Annotated in this window: 18 protein-coding genes, 1 tRNA gene and 1 pseudogene; 10 read left to right on the forward strand and 10 right to left on the reverse strand. The window is 56.1% G+C overall.

From position 1 onward, the window contains the following. Positions 1 to 142: 142 nt before the first annotated feature. Together C4J91_RS00915 and C4J91_RS00920 are read left to right on the forward strand one after the other, a co-directional pair. Positions 143 to 715: an RNA polymerase sigma factor gene (locus C4J91_RS00915; protein WP_124360731.1), complete on the forward strand. Its 573-nt coding sequence runs from the start codon at positions 143 to 145 to the stop codon at positions 713 to 715. Further along, a complete protein-coding gene (locus tag C4J91_RS00920) occupies positions 712 to 1,314 on the forward strand; it encodes a hypothetical protein (protein WP_124360732.1) in 603 nt (200 codons plus the stop codon). Before C4J91_RS00915 ends, C4J91_RS00920 begins: the two co-directional genes overlap by 4 nt. Before the next feature lie 175 nt (positions 1,315 to 1,489). On the opposite strand, the gene C4J91_RS00925 is transcribed toward C4J91_RS00920, so the two are convergent. The 6 genes and pseudogenes from C4J91_RS00925 to C4J91_RS00950 all read right to left on the reverse strand — a co-directional run bounded on the left by C4J91_RS00925 (position 1,490) and on the right by C4J91_RS00950 (position 7,173). Next, the gene (locus C4J91_RS00925; RefSeq protein ID WP_124360733.1) at positions 1,490 to 3,214 is read right to left on the reverse strand and encodes a DUF2326 domain-containing protein; all 1,725 of its coding nucleotides are present in this window, start codon (positions 3,212 to 3,214) and stop codon (positions 1,490 to 1,492) included. Then, positions 3,205 to 3,432, reverse strand: coding sequence for an ABC-three component system middle component 6 (locus tag C4J91_RS28015; protein WP_124360734.1), 228 nt, complete (start codon positions 3,430 to 3,432; stop codon positions 3,205 to 3,207). Before C4J91_RS28015 ends, C4J91_RS00925 begins: the two co-directional genes overlap by 10 nt. After that, the gene (locus tag C4J91_RS00935; RefSeq protein ID WP_124360735.1) at positions 3,416 to 4,387 is read right to left on the reverse strand and encodes an ABC-three component system protein; all 972 of its coding nucleotides are present in this window, start codon (positions 4,385 to 4,387) and stop codon (positions 3,416 to 3,418) included. Before C4J91_RS00935 ends, C4J91_RS28015 begins: the two co-directional genes overlap by 17 nt. Before the next feature lie 928 nt (positions 4,388 to 5,315). Beyond that, positions 5,316 to 6,404 (reverse strand): hypothetical protein, encoded by a 1,089-nt coding sequence (locus C4J91_RS00940; protein ID WP_124360736.1) that lies wholly within the window; start codon positions 6,402 to 6,404, stop codon positions 5,316 to 5,318. Between the two features lie 205 nt (positions 6,405 to 6,609). Further along, positions 6,610 to 7,008 (reverse strand): annotated as a pseudogene (locus C4J91_RS00945) (DUF927 domain-containing protein); the annotation flags it as partial. 88 nt (positions 7,009 to 7,096) lie between these two features. Further along, positions 7,097 to 7,173 (reverse strand) — tRNA-Arg (locus C4J91_RS00950). 371 nt (positions 7,174 to 7,544) lie between these two features. Here C4J91_RS00950 and gabD point away from each other — a divergent pair. Continuing rightward, positions 7,545 to 8,987, forward strand: a complete 1,443-nt coding sequence (gene gabD, locus C4J91_RS00955; RefSeq protein WP_124360737.1) for an NADP-dependent succinate-semialdehyde dehydrogenase — start codon at positions 7,545 to 7,547, stop codon at positions 8,985 to 8,987. A 179-nt stretch (positions 8,988 to 9,166) separates the two neighbouring features. Then, entirely contained in the window at positions 9,167 to 10,444 is a 1,278-nt protein-coding gene (gene gabT / locus C4J91_RS00960) for a 4-aminobutyrate--2-oxoglutarate transaminase (protein WP_124360738.1), read from the forward strand. A 204-nt stretch (positions 10,445 to 10,648) separates the two neighbouring features. Here the strand turns inward: gabT and C4J91_RS00970 are convergent, their stop codons facing one another. Together C4J91_RS00970 and desA are read right to left on the reverse strand one after the other, a co-directional pair. After that, the gene (locus tag C4J91_RS00970) at positions 10,649 to 11,650 is read right to left on the reverse strand and encodes a sensor domain-containing diguanylate cyclase (RefSeq protein ID WP_124360740.1); all 1,002 of its coding nucleotides are present in this window, start codon (positions 11,648 to 11,650) and stop codon (positions 10,649 to 10,651) included. Positions 11,651 to 11,838: 188 nt separating this feature from the next. Further along, complete coding sequence (desA, locus tag C4J91_RS00975; protein ID WP_124360741.1) at positions 11,839 to 13,023, reverse strand: delta-9 fatty acid desaturase DesA; 1,185 nt, start codon at positions 13,021 to 13,023, stop codon at positions 11,839 to 11,841. Between the two features lie 166 nt (positions 13,024 to 13,189). Here desA and dibA point away from each other — a divergent pair, with 166 nt between their 5' ends. From dibA to C4J91_RS01005, 6 genes are all read left to right on the forward strand, one after another. After that, positions 13,190 to 15,103, forward strand: a complete 1,914-nt coding sequence (dibA, locus tag C4J91_RS00980) for a phosphodiesterase DibA (protein ID WP_124360742.1) — start codon at positions 13,190 to 13,192, stop codon at positions 15,101 to 15,103. A gap of 300 nt (positions 15,104 to 15,403) precedes the next feature. Further along, positions 15,404 to 15,586, forward strand: a complete 183-nt coding sequence (gene oscA, locus C4J91_RS00985) for a sulfur starvation response protein OscA (protein WP_010565387.1) — start codon at positions 15,404 to 15,406, stop codon at positions 15,584 to 15,586. Between the two features lie 146 nt (positions 15,587 to 15,732). Then, the gene (locus C4J91_RS00990; RefSeq protein WP_124360743.1) at positions 15,733 to 16,743 is read left to right on the forward strand and encodes a sulfate ABC transporter substrate-binding protein; all 1,011 of its coding nucleotides are present in this window, start codon (positions 15,733 to 15,735) and stop codon (positions 16,741 to 16,743) included. A gap of 178 nt (positions 16,744 to 16,921) precedes the next feature. Further along, positions 16,922 to 17,740: a sulfate ABC transporter permease subunit CysT gene (gene cysT, locus C4J91_RS00995; protein WP_065949976.1), complete on the forward strand. Its 819-nt coding sequence runs from the start codon at positions 16,922 to 16,924 to the stop codon at positions 17,738 to 17,740. 13 nt (positions 17,741 to 17,753) lie between these two features. Beyond that, positions 17,754 to 18,626 (forward strand): sulfate ABC transporter permease subunit CysW, encoded by an 873-nt coding sequence (cysW, locus tag C4J91_RS01000; protein ID WP_122686303.1) that lies wholly within the window; start codon positions 17,754 to 17,756, stop codon positions 18,624 to 18,626. A gap of 3 nt (positions 18,627 to 18,629) precedes the next feature. After that, a complete protein-coding gene (locus tag C4J91_RS01005) occupies positions 18,630 to 19,610 on the forward strand; it encodes a sulfate/molybdate ABC transporter ATP-binding protein (protein ID WP_124360744.1) in 981 nt (326 codons plus the stop codon). A 127-nt stretch (positions 19,611 to 19,737) separates the two neighbouring features. Here the strand turns inward: C4J91_RS01005 and C4J91_RS01010 are convergent, their stop codons facing one another. Both C4J91_RS01010 and uraH read right to left on the reverse strand, forming a co-directional pair. Continuing rightward, positions 19,738 to 20,265 carry a DUF962 domain-containing protein gene (locus C4J91_RS01010; protein ID WP_124360745.1) on the reverse strand — a complete coding sequence of 176 codons (528 nt, stop codon included), beginning with the start codon at positions 20,263 to 20,265 and terminating at the stop codon, positions 19,738 to 19,740. A 102-nt stretch (positions 20,266 to 20,367) separates the two neighbouring features. Next, the gene (gene uraH / locus C4J91_RS01015; protein ID WP_124360746.1) at positions 20,368 to 20,778 is read right to left on the reverse strand and encodes a hydroxyisourate hydrolase; all 411 of its coding nucleotides are present in this window, start codon (positions 20,776 to 20,778) and stop codon (positions 20,368 to 20,370) included. Between the last annotated feature and the right edge of the window lie 21 nt (positions 20,779 to 20,799).

Consider the following 20,799-nt stretch of genomic DNA (forward strand, 5'->3'; position numbering starts at 1 on the left):
CACTGTCCAAATGTGGGAGGGGGCTTGCCCCCGATAGCGGTACATCAGCACCAAATGTGCTATCTGACCCACCGCATCGGGAGCAAGCCCCCTCCCACAGTCAATCCTGCTTCGGCTGACAAAAAGGAGTTCACCCCAGCACATGGCCGTCCCAGATGATCCACCCAGCGACGAATCGCTGCTGGCCCGCTACCGCACCGGCGACGCCGCTGCTTTCGAAGCCTTGTACGCCCGGCACCGCCAAAGCCTGTACCGCTTCCTCATTTCCCTGTGCAACAAACCCGAGCTGGCCGAAGAAATCTACCAGGACACCTGGCTCAGCCTGATCCGCAGCACCACCCAGCCACAGGGCCGGGCGAGTTTTCGTACGTGGCTGTTCCAGATTGCGCGCAACCGCCTGATCGACCACTGGCGCAAGCACGGCATCCACAACCCGTTGCACGACAGCTACGACGAGCAGCTGCACGCCCAGGCCGACCACAGCGCCGGCCCCGAGCAACACCTGAGCCTGAGCCGCGACCAGGCGCGCCTCGACGCCGCCGTGCAAGACCTGCCCGAAGACCAGCGCGAAGTCTTCCTGCTGCGCCTGCACGGCGAACTTGAAGTCCCCCAAATCGCCGCCCTCACCGGCGCCCCGCTGGAAACCGTAAAAAGCCGCCTGCGCTACGCCCTGCAGAAATTGCGGCGCCTGCTGGCCGACGAGGTAACCGTATGACTGACACTCGACCCACCCCAGGCGACGAACTGCTCCAGCACTACCGTCAACACAGCACCGGCGAACCCCCCGCGTCCCTCGACGCCTTCATCCTCAACACCGCCCGCCGCGAAGTCCCTGCGCCACAACCCAACCTGTGGCAACGCTGGCTGCACGCCTGCCAACGCCCACGCTGGCAGATGGCATTTGCCACCGTCGCAGGTTTAGCGCTGATGATCGGCGTGCTCACACGCTCCCCCGTGCTGCAGCCCGAAATCTCCACCGCGACATTCTCCGCCCTGCACCACCAAGAAGCCGCCCAGCCAACGCCGCAAGCCTTCTCCGCCCCCGCGCCAATGGCCCGAATGGCAGCGGCGCCCCGGCTTGAAAGTGCGCCAGCTCAGGCTGAAACCGCAGATGCATTGGCGGCTCCGCCAGCGGTAAAACTCAGCAAGGCCTCGCCGGCTGCATTGCCGTCTTTGGAGCAGGAGTTGCAGGCGATCTTGAAGTTGCGTGAGGCGGGAGAGAGCAAGGCGGCTGATGAGAAGCTGCTGGCGCTGTATAAGCGCTTTCCGGAGGAGGATTTACCGGGGAGGTTGGAGGCGTTGCGGAAGCGTTGAATTGGCATATACGGAAAAGCCTCAGGTCTTTCGACTTGGGGCTTTTTCATTCGTATCTGGTGCCCCGGCGAGCCTCTAACTGGACTTTTATCGTACTGATTTAAAACAGGTTTAACGAGTTTTTTTCTGCTGGGATACACACTGGGATACACAGGCCTCGTGATCTGTAGTGATCTCACGCATCGGGTTGTTCGATTCTGAAAAGCTTATCCGACTGAGATAGCTTGACGACGAATAATTCTTCCTTATTCAACTCCTCAGGTAATTTGTCCCTAAGTATTGACGCAACAAATTGAATGCCAGTTTTATTTACTAACTCTGCGATCTTAAGTAACTGGTTGTCGTGCATCAGTTCCTTTTTGTCGTTGAGCAGAAAGTGGAAGCAAGGGATGTTATTGGCATCTGCAAATAGCGTGTAGGCTATGTCAAAGCAAGATATTTCGCCTTGCTTTTTCCCAGAGCTAAAATTTGTATTGAATGCGCTAAATTTGTAAATGTGTTTGCCTTTATAGTTGTCTTGATCAACTTTAAGGGCGTACTTCTCTCCATACAGCTCTTCTGATACAGCGGAGAAGAAAGTGTTAAATGTGTCAATTTTGTTTTTTATGGTTTTTTCAAATTCTTGAGAGAATAATAGTTCGTCAATTTCTGAAAGCTCTTTGCGTAAACTGATAAGTTCTTGATCTACGCTTTCAAGCTGTTGTATGACATTTTCATACTCGCCTTTCTTCTGATGTTTTTCATTTAAGTCGGAAATTATATTTTCAAGCTCTTCAAATGACACACTTTGAGATATAGATTTTGCGATCTCTTCTTCTTTTACAAGTAGGCGCCTTAAAAGCTCTGACTTGGATTTGATGTCATTTTCAAGCTTGGGAATATCCTTAGATATGTATTGAGCCCGCTCGGCTACCATCTGGTTGTGGAAACCGCAAAGCTCTGTAAATGTTTTCTGGATGTTTGGTATAAGTGCTGCAGCCTGATTATATAGCGCTGCTAATTCGTCCGTATCAATCTCTGTTTTAGTCTCAAGGATATCTCTCTCCGCCTCTTTGATTAAAGAGTACCTAATGTCGAGCCTAGTAATTTCCGAGCTTACTGTATTTATTTCATATTTAATGTTGTTTAAAAGGTCTAGATCTTTTTCGAAGTTTTCATTTAAGTTTAATGTTCTTTTTTTATGGTTCAGCTTGGTGATTTCACTGTCGATTATGCTAAGAGCGACCTCGTAGGCAGATTTTGTTTGGCTTTTTTCAAGCTTTGCCTTAAATGATTGCTCTATCCTGATTTTGTTTAAAAGATCCTGTTTGTTGTTTCCTTCTACAAAGTTGCAGTCAAGAAGGAATAGATAAAGGGTTTCGTACTCTTCGTCTCTAGTAAATTTGTCGAGATTGTAAAGAGTGTTCGTAAGGCTTAAGTCTCGATAACGAATGTTGTGCGATATTATTTGCCGGAATGTTGGTTTTTGGCCGTAATGTCCCTTGAAAAGTATCTCGGTAAGGGCTTCCTCAAACTCGTCATCGGTCCTGTTTAAACCATTAACCTTTTGAATTTTACGCTTTCTTGCCAAAAAGTTTCTTTCAATTTTTATTTCTTCGGATGAGTTATCGTCTAAGTCACGTTTTAATGTGAGTGTAATAACTATCTCATTTTCAATTAAGAAGGCTTTTACTAGTTTGTGTTCTTCTTTTTTGTTTTCAGGGTCGGTATATATGTTTTTAGCACTAGAGCCTAAACAGAAATCGATGAGCATCAGGACTGTTGTTTTTCCAACATTGTTTCCTGTTTCTTTTCCATCAGTGGATGGGGTTTCATCAACAATTAAGTTGATCCCTTTATGAAAATTTATTTCACGTATGATGTGGGTTGGCGAGGCTATTTTCAGTTGTTTTAGATACATAGCTCAATTCTTCCCTGGTCACCAATTTTTATTGCGTTCAAGATAAAAAGCCAATCTAAGCAAAGTATAAAAAGGGACATGCTGATTTCACGAGTTTTCTTTGTCTCTATGTAGAGTTCCAAAGGCTCGATGGGGCTTGATTTTTGGATGGTATTTAGCACGTGCGCACCGTTATAATAAACAGTCTGGTCAGGGTGTATATTATCGGGCAGCAACATTTGCTTCGTATCCCTCAGGGTTCTCAAATATTTTACAGCGGATAAAGGCGTCTACAACTAGAATATTCACACATAGGCAGAGCTCATCTTTTGGAATGCTAGTGTAGTTGGCGCTTTCCTGAATTGCTAGCTCCACTTCTTCTGTGATCTTGTAAAAAAGCTCGTCTCCGGAGAGCGTGCCTCTATTTTTATGGTATATAGCTCTAATTGAGTGGAGCACAGATCTGCTCTTGTTTGCTCCCTGTCGATCAAACTCTGTATATATCTTGTCAAGTCGGCTGTTATGTATTTTGTAATCGCTAACGATCCACTGTGCCGTATCTAGGTCATTATGTTTGATTTTGTCTTCTATTTTATAAGGGATTACTTCAACTTGGAGGTCTGATTCGCTCCATTCCAGTTGTGCTAGTACATTAATTATCTGCGCAAGGTTCGTTTCAGTTTTTCTAGAAGGAATCTCTGTCTCAAGCTCACTTCGAATTTGCTCATAAATTTCTCTTTGCGTTGCTATGTCTAAGTTAAGAAATGAACTGAGTAGCGAACGTATGTCTAGAGTGTCTTCCTGCGGGTTAAATGTTGCTTTGCTTGGATTTTTGTAACTCAATGTTCTTAGATTGCCTGCATCTTTTGAAATTGAAAGAAACTTGAATTTGTAGTTTTCATATTTATCATTTATTTTACTTAGTGATGACTCTATTTTTGCCTTCGTAGAAGTTGATGATATCTGTAATATTATTCTTCGCACATGGTCCGCGAGATCTATTGCTTCGGTGTTTGATACTGTGGTGTTCAGGCTCTCTAAGCTCCACGTCATAATTTTATTTATTAAGTGAAGATAGAAAGACTCTGAGTGAATGTTAAGGTCTAAAAGATTCAATTTAGCCCTAGTATCAATCCGAACGGCTAGTTCGTTGAGCTTTCGCTCAACGTAGTTGAAGTATTCTTGTCGGTTCATCCTTTTACCTTAAAAGCTGGGATTTCTACATTTCGACCTTGCGTAGAGACCCCCAGGGGTCACCGTCTGATATAGATCCACGAATGGTTCGAGGTCATTACGCTATCAAGACTGCCTAAGCCTTGTATAGCTGTGTGAAGAGCCAGTTTTCCGATGGCGCGTATCTCCACACATCCTACTTTGGGCTAGAACGTGTTCGTTCACCTACTGACGTGCAGGGAAATGCAGGGAAATTTTCCTCGATGTCAGCGACTATTAGCCCCGCCCTGCATGGTTTTTATCCGACTGCGGGGGTGCAGAAAAAGCGACCCGTTTAGCCCCCAGGTGTGGTGGGGGGACAACGGCGCGCGCTGGGTGGAGCGCGAGTAACCCAGTGCTGATTTGTCTGATCAGTGGGATCAGTTGCGCCATTTTTTCTCACATGACTGCCTAATCGCGTCACCATCGACCAATCATTTGCATTCGCGCTGACAGCCGGCACTCGTCATACGGGGAGGTTGGCTAATAGCTCGAGGGCTGCACCGACACGAAGCGAACGTTCATGAATAAATGCTGTTCGTCATTGGTTGCCTCTCGCGAAATAATATTTGGGTCGAGGGATACCCTTCAACATAGCTTTCATAGGTAACGCGCCCTTTCCCCTGCCCCTGTACTTCGGTCTTTGGGAGTTTCAGGCTCACTTCGCCTTAACGCAGCTACTGCCCTTAAGTAAGTCGTCAGTGCGCATTGCCTAGCCATTTCATGATGGGTATTGCCCTCGGCCAAACGACGGTCGGCGAGCAGCTCCACGACAACAGCGCTTCCTAATTAAGCACTTTCATTAAAACTGGTGCCAATCATTATTGCTGCATTTCTGCTCGCTAAGGCTCGACGTACAACGTGCGTAATGTATCCCACTGATTAAAATACTGTATTCTCTACAATCAGGTTATGTGGCTAACTGTAGGTACACCATTTTAGGTTTTGGCCGCAAAGCATTTGATGAGTATGTTTTTATCAGTCTCAGCCTTAAGTCATCGTAAAATATGCCATCTACTAGGCAATGCGTAGCTACCTGTGGATTTTTACGATGAAGTTCGACATAGAATTTCTTTATCCAACCAACTACAATTTTTTTAATTATCTCTTCATGTTTGCCGGTAGCTTTATTGGGTAGAAATCCAAATACATTGAGGAAAAAACCTGCGAATTTCGCTCCTTTGAAATTTGGAAATTCTTCCATTCTTTTGAACTCTTCATAGACAAGGCGTCTAAACTTAAACATAATAATCTTAGCCGCCGGTCCTTTAGAAGAGAATGCGCCGAATATTTCTCCCCATAATGTGTTGTGGTGTATCCACCATGCCAGCGCCCAAGGCTCCTTGATTGCAGCAGCCCTTTGAATAATTTCGAAAATTAAATTTGCAATTTGATCGTAGTGATTTCCAACTACGCCGTCTTTCTTAAGTGTCAAATGCTTAGGAGCACCAAGAGTTTCTAATGCGGCTATAATGCTCTTTATAAAGCTCACTGCAACGCGCAATTTTTTTATTGAATCATCATTTATTGAATAATCGACAACTCCGTTAAGTCTATATAAGTCGCTAACCATGCTCTCAATATTATCAAAGGCATGCCAAAGAGATCTTGAACTACCCCAGAAGTCGCTGTTAACCTTGTCCTTGTACGTCATCAGCACAATCCTACAGTAGGCTTCCCATTGAGACGCATCAAGGGAATTGCCCCCCCACAGGTCCAACTCGAACATTGAACCGATTTCCTCCACCATCTCATGCTGCGAAAACATTGCGTGACTTAAAGGTTTAAAATGACCTATTAATCCTGAATTATAGTCTCCGGCCTCTTGATATAAAAAAGATTCTTTATTCATTATTGCGCAATTGATAATATTTTTCGAAAAAACATCAATGTTGATTGAGTGTTTTTCCGCATCCTTAACTGCAAGATATATTTCCAATGCTGTTCCAAGTGACGACTCAACGATGGCCTTACAAAATTTCTTTTCAGAAACGAGCATCAGAATATCTTCAGCATACGATGAGGTTGCGGGACTGCCAAAAATAGCCCTGATAGGAGCACTGCTGCCGGCCCTCTCAGGACCATTAGCTGAATACTTAACAATGTTTTTAGCGGACCTGCGCAACTCTTCAGCAATAATAGCTAGTTCTGCAGGTGCCCCCTTTAATACAAAGTGATAGATGGCGTTGGCATGGTTGCCAACACGCGCCGATTTTCTGCTGCCATTGCTCCAGAGAGCCCGCCTCGCTGATCGGTGGCAACTGCGCACCGGCTTCATAAAAATGCAGGTGTTCGGCGTGCGAGCCGATCTGTTGTTCGGGCAATAGGAACGCATTGTCGTGCCAGCCCAAGCGCGTCACCAAACGTGCTCGCTGGGCGCTATCGAAGCCGCCGAGATAACTCTGCGGATCATTGCGGGCATTGCGCCCTGATCGGGTTCCCGCGAGGCGCAGGCCCATGTCGACCGGTGGACCGAGTACGTCCTTTCCGAAGTCGCCAGCCATGGTTCGGGCCGGAATGTTTCAGGGCTTTTTGGCGCCGTCCGGGTAATCGAATTCGACCAACAAGCCCCAGTTGTGGCCCTTGTCGTCGCGATTACAGGCGCCGGATAGCCAGAAACAAGAAAGCCCGCACAGGGCGGGCTTCTTGGGGTGTTTCGTAGACTGTCTGAGACAGCCAGAGACTGCTATATGGTGCACCCGGCGGGATTCGAACCCACGACCCCTGCCTTCGGAGGGCAGTACTCTATCCAGCTGAGCTACGGATGCTTGTGCGGGCGACATCATACCCATGTCGACCTTGGGCGTCCATGCCGGTCTTTGGGCCTTTAAGTGTAGGAATTCGCCGCGTGCAGGCTCTGGGCCGGGGGCCATCGATCAGTGCGGTGAAACCAATTGCAACTACGCTGATCAGAAAGGTCTGACGGATATGCCGTTTTTGTTCTTTTTTTCGAACATCCTATTGCCCTGTACCCCCATTGATCCTAGGATTCGTTTGAGATTTCAAACGCTCTGTCTCCCGTGCGCACTTTATTGGTTCTTGCGCACCGAGGCTGATTTCCCTGACGGCAGCCCACCAGGCGCCTTTCAACAACTCTAATTCGCTCCGCGTGCGCGCGGTGCTGTTAAGGAAAGCCGACATGCAGCTTAAAGACACCCAGTTGTTCCGCCAGCAAGCGTTCATCGATGGCGCTTGGGTCGATGCGGACAATGGTCAAACCATCAAGGTCAACAACCCGGCCACGGGCGAGATTCTCGGCACCGTGCCGAAGATGGGCGCCGCCGAAACCCGCCGCGCCATCGAAGCCGCCGACAAGGCCCTGCCGGCCTGGCGTGCACTCACCGCCAAGGAGCGCGCCAACAAGCTGCGCCGTTGGTTCGAACTGTTGATCGAAAACCAGGACGACCTTGGCCGCCTGATGACCCTCGAACAAGGCAAGCCGCTGGCCGAAGCCAAGGGCGAAATCGTCTACGCCGCTTCCTTTATCGAGTGGTTCGCCGAAGAAGCCAAGCGCATCTACGGTGACGTGATTCCCGGCCACCAGCCCGACAAGCGCCTGATCGTGATCAAGCAGCCGATCGGCGTGACCGCTGCCATTACCCCGTGGAACTTCCCTGCGGCGATGATCACCCGCAAAGCCGGCCCAGCCCTGGCCGCCGGTTGCACCATGGTGATCAAGCCTGCCTCGCAAACCCCGTTCTCGGCCCTGGCCCTGGTTGAACTGGCGCACCGTGCCGGTATCCCGAAAGGCGTGCTGAGCGTGGTCACCGGCAGCGCCGGCGACATCGGCGGCGAGCTGACCAGCAACCCGATCGTGCGTAAATTGTCCTTCACCGGCTCCACCGAAATCGGTCGCCAGCTGATGGCCGAATGCGCCAAGGACATCAAGAAAGTCTCCCTGGAGCTGGGCGGCAACGCGCCGTTCATCGTGTTCGACGACGCCGACCTGGATAAGGCCGTCGAAGGCGCGATCATCTCCAAGTACCGCAACAACGGCCAGACGTGCGTCTGCGCCAACCGCCTGTACATCCAGGATTCGGTCTACGACGCGTTTGCCGAAAAGCTCAAAGTGGCCGTGGCCAAGCTCAAGATCGGCAACGGTCTGGAAGAGGGCACCACCACTGGCCCGCTGATCGACGAAAAGGCCGTGGCCAAGGTCCAGGAACACATCGCCGACGCCCTGAGCAAAGGTGCCAAACTGTTGGCCGGTGGCAAGGCGATGGAAGGCAACTTCTTCGAGCCGACCATCCTCACCGACGTGCCGAAAAACGCCGCCGTGGCCAAGGAAGAAACCTTCGGCCCGCTGGCGCCGCTGTTCCGCTTCAAAGACGAAGCCGAAGTGATCGCGATGGCCAACGACACCGAGTTCGGCCTGGCGTCGTACTTCTATGCACGCGACCTGGGCCGTGTGTTCCGTGTGGCTGAAGCCTTGGAATACGGCATGGTCGGCGTCAACACCGGGTTGATCTCCAACGAAGTGGCGCCGTTCGGCGGCATCAAGGCTTCGGGCCTGGGCCGTGAAGGTTCCAAGTACGGGATCGAGGATTACCTGGAAATCAAATACCTCTGCCTGGGCATCTGACCGGTAAGGGATTGCAGTAAACGCAGAGGGCACGAGAGCGCTGTCCCTTTGCGTGTTTCACAGCGTTATTCGTAGTGGCCGGGAAAGCTGTGGCAGTCGATCATCGCATGCTGCCGTAGTTGCCTCCCCGCCACCTATCCTTGAGCCACGCCGCCCGATGAGCGGCGAATGAGGACTTTATGAGCAAGACCAACGCTTCCCTGATGAAACGCCGCGAAGCCGCTGTACCGCGCGGTGTTGGCCAGATTCACCCGATCTTCGCCGAATCCGCGAAGAACGCCACCGTGACCGACGTTGAAGGTCGCGAGTTCATCGACTTCGCCGGCGGTATCGCCGTGCTGAACACCGGTCACGTGCACCCGAAAATCATTGCGGCGGTGACCGAACAGCTGAACAAGCTGACGCACACCTGCTTCCAGGTTCTGGCCTACGAGCCTTACGTGGAGCTGTGCGAAACAATCAATGCCAAGGTGCCGGGTGATTTCGCCAAGAAAACCCTGCTGGTCACCACCGGTTCCGAAGCGGTCGAGAACGCCGTGAAAATCGCCCGCGCCGCCACCGGCCGTGCCGGTGTGATCGCCTTCACCGGCGCGTACCACGGCCGCACCATGATGACCTTGGGTCTGACCGGTAAGGTCGTGCCGTACTCGGCCGGCATGGGCTTGATGCCGGGCGGCGTGTTCCGTGCGCTGTTCCCCAATGAACTGCACGGCGTGAGCGACGACGACGCCATCGCCAGCATCGAGCGTATTTTCAAGAACGATGCCGAGCCGCGTGATATCGCTGCGATCATCATTGAGCCGGTGCAGGGCGAAGGCGGTTTCTACGTCGCGCCGAAAACCTTCATGAAGCGCCTGCGCGAACTGTGCGACAAGCACGGCATCCTGCTGATCGCCGACGAAGTGCAAACCGGTGCCGGCCGCACCGGCACCTTCTTCGCCATGGAGCAGATGGGCGTCGCCGCCGACCTGACCACCTTCGCCAAATCCATCGCCGGTGGTTTCCCGCTGGCCGGTGTGTGCGGCAAAGCCGAATACATGGACGCCATCGCCCCAGGCGGCCTGGGCGGTACCTACGCCGGTAGCCCGATCGCCTGCGCGGCCGCGCTGGCGGTAATGGAAGTGTTCGAAGAAGAGCACCTGCTGGACCGCTGCAAGGCCGTCGGCGAACGCCTGGTAACCGGCCTCAAGGCCATCCAGGCCAAATACCCGGTAATCGGCGAAGTGCGTGCACTGGGCGCGATGATTGCCGTGGAGTTGTTCGAAGATGGCGATAGCCACAAACCGAACGCCGCTGCCGTTGCATCCGTGGTGGCCAAGGCGCGTGACAAGGGCCTGATCCTGCTGTCCTGCGGTACCTACGGCAACGTCTTGCGCGTACTGGTGCCACTGACCTCGCCGGACGAGCAGCTGGACAAAGGCTTGGCAATTATTGAAGAGTGCTTCTCTGAGCTCTAAGCCCAGCGCTTTTCTCGATAGAAGAACCCCGCCTCGGCGGGGTTTTTTGTGCCTGATGAATCACCTTCAGGTGAAGATCGTTCCCACGCTCCCGCGTGGTAACGCCGCCCGTGACGCTCTGCGTCACTGTGTGGCGGGACGCGGAGCGTCCCAGGAGGCATTCCCACGCGGAGCGTGGGAGCGATCAGTCATATTTGATCAGCACTAACCCGCGATCACCCGATTTTTACCCTGACGTTTTGCCTCATACATCGCCGCATCGGCGCGGCCGAACAGGCTGTCCAGGGTCGAGTCGTCTTCGCGCAGGCTGGTCAGGCCCTGGCTGACGGTCACTGTAAACGCGTGGCCTTCAACGCTGAAGCTCAGCGCCTGGATTTCCTTGCCCAGCCGCTCGGCTACCTGTAGGGCCATGTCCGGGGCGCAGCCGGGCAGTACGGCGGCGAATTCTTCGCCGCCGATGCGGCCGAACAGGTCGCCACGGCGCAACACGCCTCGGCCACTTTCGGCGATGCGCCGCAGCACCTGGTCACCTTCGAGGTGGCCATAACTGTCGTTGATGTCTTTGAAGTCGTCGATGTCCAGCAACAGGAACGCCAGCGGCGTGCCCTGCATACAGGCGTTGTCAAAGGCTTGGTTGGCGAGTTCGAAGAAGTGCCGGCGATTGCTGCTCTGGGTCAGCACATCGGTGGTGGCCAGGCGATGCAGTTCCAGCTCCAACTGCTTCTTTTCGGTGATGTCCTCGGCCATGCCCACGACGATCATCGGCTTGCCCGGCTCGGCCTGCTGATTGATATAGCATTTGTCGCTGAGCCAGCGGATCTGCCCGTCGAGCGTGACGATGCGGTATTCGCGGTCTTCCACGGCGCCCTGTTCCAGCACGCGGGCCAGGCTGTGTTCGGCGTAGTCGAGGTCTTCGGGGTGGATGCTGTTGCGCCATTCCCGGTGATCGGCCAACAGCAAACCGGCGCTGCGGCCGAATATCCGTTCGTAGGCCGGGCTGACGTAGAGCACGCGACGCGTTTCCCAATCGATGGCCCACAGCACCGCATTCACACTCACCAGCAGCGAGCTGAGCAGCTGCTCACGCTCACTTAGCCGCTCGACCTCACCCTGGGCATGCATCAGCGCCAGCAGGGTCGACGCCGCCGCCGGACGCGGTGGCTGGGCGGTGGACAGGTCAGTCGGGCAGGGCTTTTCGTGAACCATCGGAACAACTCTCTCTGGGCGCGCCGCAGGATGGAACAGCGGTCACTACAAGGGGTCACCATGATGGCGAAGTGTTCTTTGAGAGAGGGGAATTGCAGTGAAGTTCCGTGATCGTGGTGGATTGGCGGTGCCCGGAAAATGGCGCCAAAAAGCCAGTGTGCGGGAGGGAGAGCCCTCCCGCGGTACCGTCAGACCGCTGCGGGACGCAGTGAATAGGTCTTCAATTGGTGAGCGAAATCGCGCAGAGATTGAATGCCGCTGGCCTCGGCTTCGTGCACCCATTCCTTGATCGCAGCCAGCATGTCGTGGCCGTTGGAACTGGTTTTGAGCCAGATTTGCTGCAGCGCCAGGCGCTTCTCGTAGATCACGCTCAGCGCATGGCTGTGTTCCAGCATGCTCTGGATGCGCACGTGGTGGCGATCGCTCAGCAGGCTGGTTTCCCGCGACAGCAGGCGCTTGGCGCGGTGAAACTGGTGGCGCACCGAATGATCGACTTTCTCGAGCTCCTGCTTGACCAGCGGGCCGATCACCAATTTGCGGTATTGGGCCATGATCTGGAAGCGGTTGTTGAGGATCGCCATCGCGGTGTCCATGTCCAGATGGCCCTTGCCTTCGACACGGTGGGCGATCGGCGCGACGCGCTGCACCTTGGCCAGGCGCAGGAAGCTGAACACCTTGATCCAGGCCCAGCCCAGGTCGAATTCCCACTTCTTCACCGACAACTTGGCCGAATTGGGGTAGGTGTGATGGTTGTTGTGCAGCTCTTCGCCACCGACGATGATGCCCCACGGCACCAGGTTGGTCGCCGCGTCGCGGCATTCGAAGTTGCGATAGCCCACGGCGTGGCCCAGGCCGTTGATGACGCCGGCGGCCCAGAACGGAATCCACATCATCTGGATCGCCCAGATGGTGATGCCGATGGTGCCGAACAACAGCACGTCGAGGACACCCATGATCGCCACGCCCAGCAGCGGGTAGCGCGTGTAGAGGTTGCGTTCGATCCAGTCGTCCGGGCAGTTCTTGCCGTAGATGCGCAGGGTCTCGGGGTTTTCCGCCTCGGCGCGGTACAGCTCGGCACCTTTGCGCAGCACGGTGGACAGGCCCTTGATCACCGGGCTGTGCGGGTCATCGACGGTTTCGCATTTGGCGTGGTGTTTGCGGTGGATGGCGGTCCACTCGCGGGTGTTCTGCGCCGTGGTCAACCACAGCCAGAAGCGGAAGAAGTGTTTCAGGCCAGCATTGAGCTCGAGCGAGCGATGGGCCGAATAACGGTGCAGATAGACGGTGACCCCGATAATGGTCACATGGGTCATCAACAACGTGACTGCCACCAGTTGCCAGGCTGACAGGTCAAGAAAACCGTTGTACCACATAGGCTGTATGGCCCTCAGATAAAGTAAAGAACAGCTCACGCATTATCACTAAGCCTACAGAGAAAACCAGCCGCCCTTTCAGATAGAAGTGACTGGATGTTTCTTATTCTATAATCCTCAGCCTTCGTAGGGCGATTGTGTTTTTTTGGTAAGGATTACTGAGCATATGTTGTTTTCATACCGAGGAGCCCTACGTGCGGGGCTGGTATACCTGCTGATTTCCATTCTATGGCTCCAGCTTAGCCACCAACTATTAATCAGCTTTATCGATGATCCACGGGCCTTGGCGCATTGGCTGCAACTGCGCGGCTATGTCTGGGTAGGCCTGAGCGCGCTGGCTATTTACCTGATGGGCGGGCGGTTTGCTCGTGCCCACGCGTTGCAACAACCCCTGAAAGAAAACCGTGAGCGCCTGCAACAGGCCGCTGCGGTGTTTGATTGCACCCGCGAAGGCGTGCTGGTCACCGACGCTCAGGGCCTGATCGTGCACGTCAATCGGGCGTTCATCGAGATCACCGGATACCGCCGCGAAGACGTCATGGGCCGGCCACCCAGCCTGTTCAAGTCCGGGCGCCATTCGTCGAATTTTTATCAACAGATGTTCCAGGCCCTCGAGCGCAGCGGCGAATGGAGCGGCGAAATCTGGAATCGACGCAAAAGCGGAGAAATTTACCCCCAGTGGCAAACCATCCGCGTCATCCGTGATGACCAGGGCCACATCAGCCACTACGTCGCGGTGTTCTCGGATATCAGCGCCATCAAGGACTCTGAACACGAGCTGGCGCACCTGGCCCACCACGACCCGCTGACCGGCCTGCCCAACCGCCTGCTGTTCACCGACCGCGCCGAGCAGGCGCTGGCCTCGGCACGCGTGCACAAGCGCGGGTGTGCGTTGCTGTTGATGGACCTTGATCACTTCAAGATCATCAATGACAGCCTCGGCCACAACGTTGGCGATCAACTGCTCAAGCTGGTGGCCGACCGTCTCAAGGGGCTGTTCGGGCCTGGGGTGACCCTGGCGCGCCTGGGGGGCGACGAGTTCGCCGTGCTGGCGGAAAGTTGTCCCCAGGTGATGCAGGCTGCGGCCATGGCCCAGCGCATGCTCGAGGCCATGAAGGAACCGTTCATTTTTGACGGCAACCAGCTGTTTATCAGCGCCAGCATCGGTATCAGCCTGTTCCCCAGCGATGCGCTGAGCGCCGAGCAATTGTTGCGCAACGCTGACTCGGCCTTGTTCAAGGCCAAGAACGCGGGCCGTGAAAGCTACGCCTTGTACACCGAGGAACTGACGGCTCACGCGCAGAGTCGTGTGGAAGTCGCCAGCGAATTGCGCCGCGCCCTCGACCAGCAGGAACTGCGCGTCTATTACCAGCCCGTGCACGACCTGCAGGACAGCCGTTTGATTGGCGTGGAAGCGCTGGTGCGCTGGCAGCACCCGGAGCGCGGCCTGGTGCCGCCGGCTGAATTTATCCCCATCGCCGAGCGCACCGGGTTGATTGCCGACATCGATGCCTGGGTGATGAACCAGGCCTGCCGCCAGATGTGCCAATGGTTGGCGGACGGCGCGCCGTTGGGGTTTATCGCGATCAACGTCTCCAGCCGTCTGTTTGCCCGGCGGGAACTCTATGAACAGGTGGGCCAGGTGCTCCACGACACCGGCCTGGACCCGGCCTTCCTGGAGCTGGAAGTCACCGAAAGCGCGGTGATGGACGACCCGGAAGTCGCCCTTGAACAACTGCACCGCCTGCGCGAGCTGGGTTTGCGCCTGGCCATCGACGACTTCGGCACCGGCTATTCCTCGCTGTTGCGCCTCAAGCACCTGCCAGTGCAGAAGCTCAAGATCGACCAAGGCTTCGTCGCCGGCTTGCCCTGGGATGAAGACGACGCCGCCATCGTGCGCGTGGTCATCGCCCTGGCCAAAAGCATGGGCATGCAGGTGCATGCCGAAGGCATCGAGCAAGTGGAGCAGGCGCGCTTCCTGTTGGACCAGGAGTGCGACATGGGCCAGGGGTATTGGTTTGGCAAGCCGATGCCGGCCCAGGAGATAGATTGGACCCGGACACCCCCCATCCACATTTGAAATGCATTCAACTGTGGGAGGGGGCTTGCTCCCGATAGCGGTCTATCAGGTTAAAAAATCTTGTCTGACCCACCGCCATCGGGAGCAAGCCCCCTCCCACATTTGCATTGCATCAGGCCTTAATTTCAGTGGTTGAACGCAAAACCTGCGCGCAACCCCACGCCCTGTCAGAAAATTCTTTTTGGTTATATAAACATTCTTAAATAGTATTTTTAAGAATATCCGCGCTTATCTACTATCGCCCTCACGCCGCAAGCAGTGCCGCCACTGCCAGGCACTATTCATTTCAGGAGCGAGACCATGAGCGCATCTCTACGTAGCGTCGACGGCCAGGACGAAGCAGCCATTTTGCGTGAGATCCAGAGCGCCTTGCGCGATCTGCGGTTTGGCGCGGTGGAAATCACCGTACACAACGCTCAAGTGGTACAGATCGAACGCAAGGAAAAATTCCGTCTGCAGAACCCGGGTAACAAACCCGCCTAAGAATAAGCCACCAGTAGGAGCGAGCTTGCTCGCGAAAAACGCCAACGATAACGCAGCGCATCAGGTTTAACGCGGTGCTCCTGGGTTTTTCGCGAGCAAGCTCGCTCCTACAGGGTTGCGCCAACATAAGAATTTCAGGAGCTTCTATGTCGTCGATTCGCCGTTACGCCCTGGCCGCATTGGCCAGTGCCGTGTTTGCCGGTTCCGCCGTTGCCAAGGACTACGAGTTGCTCAACGTCTCGTACGACCCGACCCGTGAGCTGTACCAGGACTACAACGCTGAGTTCACCAGCTTCTGGAAACAGTCCCACCCTGGCGACAACGTGAAGATCCAGCAATCCCACGGTGGTTCGGGCAAGCAGGGCCGCGCGGTGATCGACGGCCTGCGCGCCGACGTGGTGACCCTGGCCCTGGCGGGCGACATCGACGAAATCGCCAAGCTGGGCAAGACCCTGCCGGAAAACTGGCAGACCCGCCTGCCGGATGCCAGCACCCCGTACACCTCGACCATCGTGTTCCTGGTACGCAAGGGCAACCCCAAGGGCATCAAGGACTGGGGCGACCTGGTCAAGAAAGACGTTTCGGTGATCACGCCCAACCCGAAAACCTCCGGCGGTGCGCGCTGGAACTTCCTCGCGGCCTGGGCCTACGGCCTGAAGACCGGCGGCAGCGAAGCCAAGGCTCAGGAATACGTCAAGGAGCTGTTCAAGCATGTGCCGATCCTCGACACCGGCGCACGCGGTTCCACCATCACTTTCGTCAACAACGGCCAGGGCGACGTGCTGCTGGCCTGGGAAAACGAGGCGTTCCTGGCGCTGAAAGAAGACGGCGGCGCCGACAAGTTCGACATCGTCGTGCCGTCGCTGTCGATCCTCGCCGAGCCGCCAGTGGCCGTGGTCGACAAGAACGCCGAGAAAAAGGGCAATACCGAGATCGCCACCGAATACCTCAAGCACCTGTACAGCCCGGCTGGCCAGGAGATTGCGGCGAAGAACTTCTACCGCCCACGCGATGAGAAAGTCGCCGCCAAATACGCCCAACAGTTCCCGAAACTGGACCTGGTGACTATCGACAAAGACTTCGGCGGCTGGAAAACTGCCCAACCGAAATTCTTCAACGACGGTGGCGTGTTCGACCAGATCTACACGGCGCAGTAACAACACCGATCCCTGTAGGAGCGAGCTTGCTCGCGAAAAACTTCAAGGCACCGCGTGCAAACAGACCGCCCGCGTTATCGTTGACGATCTTCGCGAGCAAGCTCGCTCCTACAGGGGTCAGGAGAGCCCGCATTCATTTGCGGGTTTTGCATATCCGTTCCGCTAACCAAGGACTCTTATGTCGCGTCGTATCTCCCCCGTCATACCCGGCTTCGGGCTGACGCTGGGCTACACCGTCGTGTACCTCAGCCTGATCGTGCTCATCCCGCTGGCGGCGATGTTTGTACACGCCGCCCAACTCACCTGGGATCAGTTCTGGAACATCATCTCCGCACCCCGCGTGCTGGCGGCGTTGAAACTGAGCTTCAGCACTGCGTTGTACGCCGCGCTGATCAACGGCGTGATCGGCACCCTGCTGGCCTGGGTGCTGGTGCGCTACACCTTCCCCGGGCGCAAGATCATCGATGCGATGATCGACCTGCCGTTCGCCCTGCCTACCGCTGTGGCCGGTATCGCGTTGACCGCGCTGTATGCGCCTAACGGCCTGGTTGGCCAGTTCGCCGCCGACCTGGGCTTCAAGATCGCCTACACCCCGCTGGGCATCACCCTGGCGCTGACCTTCGTCACCTTGCCCTTCGTGGTGCGCACCGTGCAGCCGGTACTCGCCGATATCCCCCGGGAAGTCGAAGAAGCCGCCGCCTGCCTGGGCGCCAAGCCGCTGCAAGTGTTCCGTCACATCCTCGTACCGGCGCTGTTGCCGGCCTGGCTGACCGGTTTTGCGTTGGCCTTCGCCCGTGGCGTCGGCGAGTACGGTTCGGTGATTTTCATCGCCGGCAACATGCCGATGAAAACCGAGATTCTGCCGCTGCTGATCATGGTCAAGCTTGACCAGTACGACTACCGCGGCGCCACCTCGATCGGTGTGCTGATGCTGGTGGTTTCCTTTGTCTTGCTGCTGCTGATCAACTTGTTGCAGCGGCGCATCGAACGTCCATAAGGAGGCGCGGAACATGTCCCAATCGTCTATTTCCGCCGCGTCCTCGGCCAACGCCGCCCGGCGCGGCAGCGCCACCTCGCGACGCATCCTGATCGGCCTCGGCTGGCTGGTGTTCGCGCTGTTTTTGCTGCTGCCGCTGTTGATCGTGGTGTCCCAGGGCTTGAAGAATGGCCTCGGCGCGTTCTTCACTGCGATCCTCGAACCGGACGCGCTGTCGGCGCTGAAGCTCACGGTGATCGCCGTGGTGATTTCGGTGCCGCTCAACCTGGTGTTTGGTGTCAGCGCCGCGTGGTGCGTGAGCAAGTATTCTTTCCGTGGCAAAAGCATATTGGTAACGCTGATCGACCTGCCGTTCTCGGTCTCGCCCGTGATCGCAGGCCTGGTGTACGTGCTGATGTTCGGCGCCCAGGGCTTCTTCGGACCGTGGTTGCAGGACCATGACATCCAGATCGTGTTCGCCTTGCCCGGCATCGTGCTGGCGACCATCTTCGTCACCGTGCCGTTCGTGGCCCGCGAGCTGATCCCGTTGATGCAGGAGCAGGGCACCCAGGAAGAAGAAGCCGCGCGCCTGCTCGGTGCCAACGGCTGGCAGATGTTCTGGCATGTCACCGTGCCGAACATCAAGTGGGGCCTGATCTACGGCGTGGTGCTGTGTACCGCGCGGGCCATGGGTGAGTTCGGCGCGGTGTCGGTGGTGTCCGGCCATATTCGTGGCGTAACCAACACGCTGCCGCTGCACGTCGAGATTCTCTACAACGAATACAACCACGTCGCCGCCTTCGCGGTGGCCAGCCTGTTGCTGATCCTGGCGCTCTTCATCCTGCTGCTCAAGCAGTGGAGCGAGAACCGAATCAACCGCCTGCGCAACAGCGCCGGTGAGGAATAAGTCATGTCGATCGAAGTCCGTAATGTCAGCAAGAACTTCAATGCCTTCAAGGCCCTGGACAGCATCAACCTGGATATCCAGAGTGGCGAGCTGGTGGCCTTGCTGGGCCCGTCCGGCTGCGGCAAGACCACCTTGCTGCGTATCATCGCCGGCCTGGAAACCCCGGATGATGGCAGCATCGTGTTCCACGGCGAGGACGTCTCGGGCCACGATGTGCGTGATCGCAACGTGGGCTTTGTGTTCCAGCACTATGCGTTGTTCCGCCACATGACTGTGTTCGACAACGTCGCGTTCGGCCTGCGCATGAAGCCGAAAAACCAGCGCCCGAGCGAAAGCCAGATCGCGACCAAGGTTCACGACCTGCTGAACATGGTGCAGCTCGATTGGCTGTCGGATCGCTATCCGGAACAACTCTCCGGCGGCCAGCGCCAACGTATCGCCCTGGCCCGCGCCCTGGCGGTAGAGCCTAAAGTGCTGCTGCTGGACGAACCCTTCGGCGCCCTCGATGCCAAGGTGCGCAAGGAGCTGCGCCGCTGGCTGGCGCGCTTGCACGAGGATATCAACTTGACCTCGGTGTTCGTGACCCATGACCAGGAAGAGGCCATGGAAGTTGCCGACCGTATCGTGGTGATGAACAAGGGCGTGATCGAGCAGATCGGCTCACCGGGCGAGGTGTACGAAAACCCGGCCAGCGATTTTGTGTACCACTTCCTGGGTGACTCGAACCGCCTGCACCTGGGCGAGGATAAACACCTGCTGTTCCGCCCCCATGAGGTGTCGCTGTCGCGGCATGAGCTGGAGGATCACCATGCGGCTGAGGTGCGCGATATTCGGCCGCTGGGCGCGACCACGCGGGTGACGTTGAAAGTCGAAGGCCAACCCGAGCTGATCGAAGCCGAAGTGGTCAAAGACCACGACAGCCTCACCGGCCTGGCCCGTGGCGAGACCCTGTTCTTCAAACCCAAGGTCTGGCAAAAAGCCTAAGCTCACCGCAAAACCAAATCTGAAACTAGGACCAAATGTGGGAGGGGGCTTGCTCCCGATAGCGGAGTGTCAGCTGGCCTATGAATCAGCTGACACACCGCCATCGGGAGCAAGCCCCCTCCCACATTCAGACCTCGCTTGGCTTAAGGTCGCGGCGCGCCACCGGCCCCGAGCGCGCTTCAATCTGTTGTTTCAGGTCCTGCCGCAAGCCCACCAGAAACGCCAACTCCGCCACCACAAACAACGGCCCCACGATCAGCCCCGACACGTCGTCCACAAACGCTGGCTTGCGGCCTTCGTAGTAATGCCCGACAAACTGGATCACCCAGCCCACCACAAACAGGCCCACGCCGCTGCCCAGCCACACCGTCGTGCTCTGCGCCGCCAGTACGTGCCCGGCCCACACCGACAAACCCATCAGCACCGTCATCAACCCACCCAGCGCCAGCTCCAGGCGCAGGTAGAACCACGCCGAAAACAGCGCCAGCAACACCGCCGGCGATAGCCACAGCCCGCCCACCGGCCATTCGGGGCGTGACAGCAGCACGGCGACCGCCACCACGATCAACGGAATGCCGATGAAATGACTGGTGATATTGCGCGGGTCGCGGTGGTAGGCGGCGTATTGACTGAGGTGGTCGACGAGGCTTTTCATTGTTATTCCTCTTGTAGGATGTTTGATCATGCCCTGTCAGTCGGCTGCCAGCGGCTGCTGATGATGATCGCGCAAGGCCAGGGTGAAGTCGAGCAGGCGCGCCTATGAACCGCGATAGGTGGAGAAGCCATAAGGGCTGAGCAACAGCGGGATGTGGTAGTGCTGGTCAGCCTGCTTGACCTGGAAAATCACCGGCACTTCGGGGAAGAAGGTTTCGCGGTTGGCTTTCTTGTAATAGTCGCCGGTCTTGAACACCACGCGGTACTCGCCCGGCTTCATTTTGCGATCAGCCGGGAACAGTTCGGCGATGCGCCCTTGCTGGTTGGTCACGCCTTGGGACAGCGCCTGCCATTGGTCGCCCACGTGTTCTTCCAGGGTGACGTTGACGCCGGCGCTCGGCAGGCCATTTTCCAGGTTGAGCACATGCACGCTCAGCGGGTTGCCGTCGGCCAGGGCCAGATTGCACAGGCCGCTCAGGCTGAGGGCGGCGAGGGTCATGCTTAGGGTTTTCATCGAGAAGTCCTTGTTGGCAGG

It is taken from the genome of Pseudomonas sp. R3-52-08 (assembly GCF_003851745.1).
Lineage (GTDB): Bacteria > Pseudomonadota > Gammaproteobacteria > Pseudomonadales > Pseudomonadaceae > Aquipseudomonas.

What these genes read in the sequence shown, in the direction of transcription:
- C4J91_RS00915 (WP_124360731.1), top strand. Translation starts at nt 143, where the DNA reads ATGGCCGTCCCAGATGATCCACCCAGCGACGAATCGCTGCTGGCCCGC.
- C4J91_RS00920 (WP_124360732.1), top strand. Translation starts at nt 712, where the DNA reads ATGACTGACACTCGACCCACCCCAGGCGACGAACTGCTCCAGCACTAC.
- C4J91_RS00925 (WP_124360733.1), bottom strand. Translation starts at nt 3,214, where the DNA reads ATGTATCTAAAACAACTGAAAATAGCCTCGCCAACCCACATCATACGT.
- C4J91_RS28015 (WP_124360734.1), bottom strand. Translation starts at nt 3,432, where the DNA reads ATGTTGCTGCCCGATAATATACACCCTGACCAGACTGTTTATTATAAC.
- C4J91_RS00935 (WP_124360735.1), bottom strand. Translation starts at nt 4,387, where the DNA reads ATGAACCGACAAGAATACTTCAACTACGTTGAGCGAAAGCTCAACGAA.
- C4J91_RS00940 (WP_124360736.1), bottom strand. Translation starts at nt 6,404, where the DNA reads ATGCTCGTTTCTGAAAAGAAATTTTGTAAGGCCATCGTTGAGTCGTCA.
- gabD (WP_124360737.1), top strand. Translation starts at nt 7,545, where the DNA reads ATGCAGCTTAAAGACACCCAGTTGTTCCGCCAGCAAGCGTTCATCGAT.
- gabT (WP_124360738.1), top strand. Translation starts at nt 9,167, where the DNA reads ATGAGCAAGACCAACGCTTCCCTGATGAAACGCCGCGAAGCCGCTGTA.
- C4J91_RS00970 (WP_124360740.1), bottom strand. Translation starts at nt 11,650, where the DNA reads ATGGTTCACGAAAAGCCCTGCCCGACTGACCTGTCCACCGCCCAGCCA.
- desA (WP_124360741.1), bottom strand. Translation starts at nt 13,023, where the DNA reads ATGTGGTACAACGGTTTTCTTGACCTGTCAGCCTGGCAACTGGTGGCA.
- dibA (WP_124360742.1), top strand. Translation starts at nt 13,190, where the DNA reads ATGTTGTTTTCATACCGAGGAGCCCTACGTGCGGGGCTGGTATACCTG.
- oscA (WP_010565387.1), top strand. Translation starts at nt 15,404, where the DNA reads ATGAGCGCATCTCTACGTAGCGTCGACGGCCAGGACGAAGCAGCCATT.
- C4J91_RS00990 (WP_124360743.1), top strand. Translation starts at nt 15,733, where the DNA reads ATGTCGTCGATTCGCCGTTACGCCCTGGCCGCATTGGCCAGTGCCGTG.
- cysT (WP_065949976.1), top strand. Translation starts at nt 16,922, where the DNA reads ATGTCGCGTCGTATCTCCCCCGTCATACCCGGCTTCGGGCTGACGCTG.
- cysW (WP_122686303.1), top strand. Translation starts at nt 17,754, where the DNA reads ATGTCCCAATCGTCTATTTCCGCCGCGTCCTCGGCCAACGCCGCCCGG.
- C4J91_RS01005 (WP_124360744.1), top strand. Translation starts at nt 18,630, where the DNA reads ATGTCGATCGAAGTCCGTAATGTCAGCAAGAACTTCAATGCCTTCAAG.
- C4J91_RS01010 (WP_124360745.1), bottom strand. Translation starts at nt 20,265, where the DNA reads ATGAAAAGCCTCGTCGACCACCTCAGTCAATACGCCGCCTACCACCGC.
- uraH (WP_124360746.1), bottom strand. Translation starts at nt 20,778, where the DNA reads ATGAAAACCCTAAGCATGACCCTCGCCGCCCTCAGCCTGAGCGGCCTG.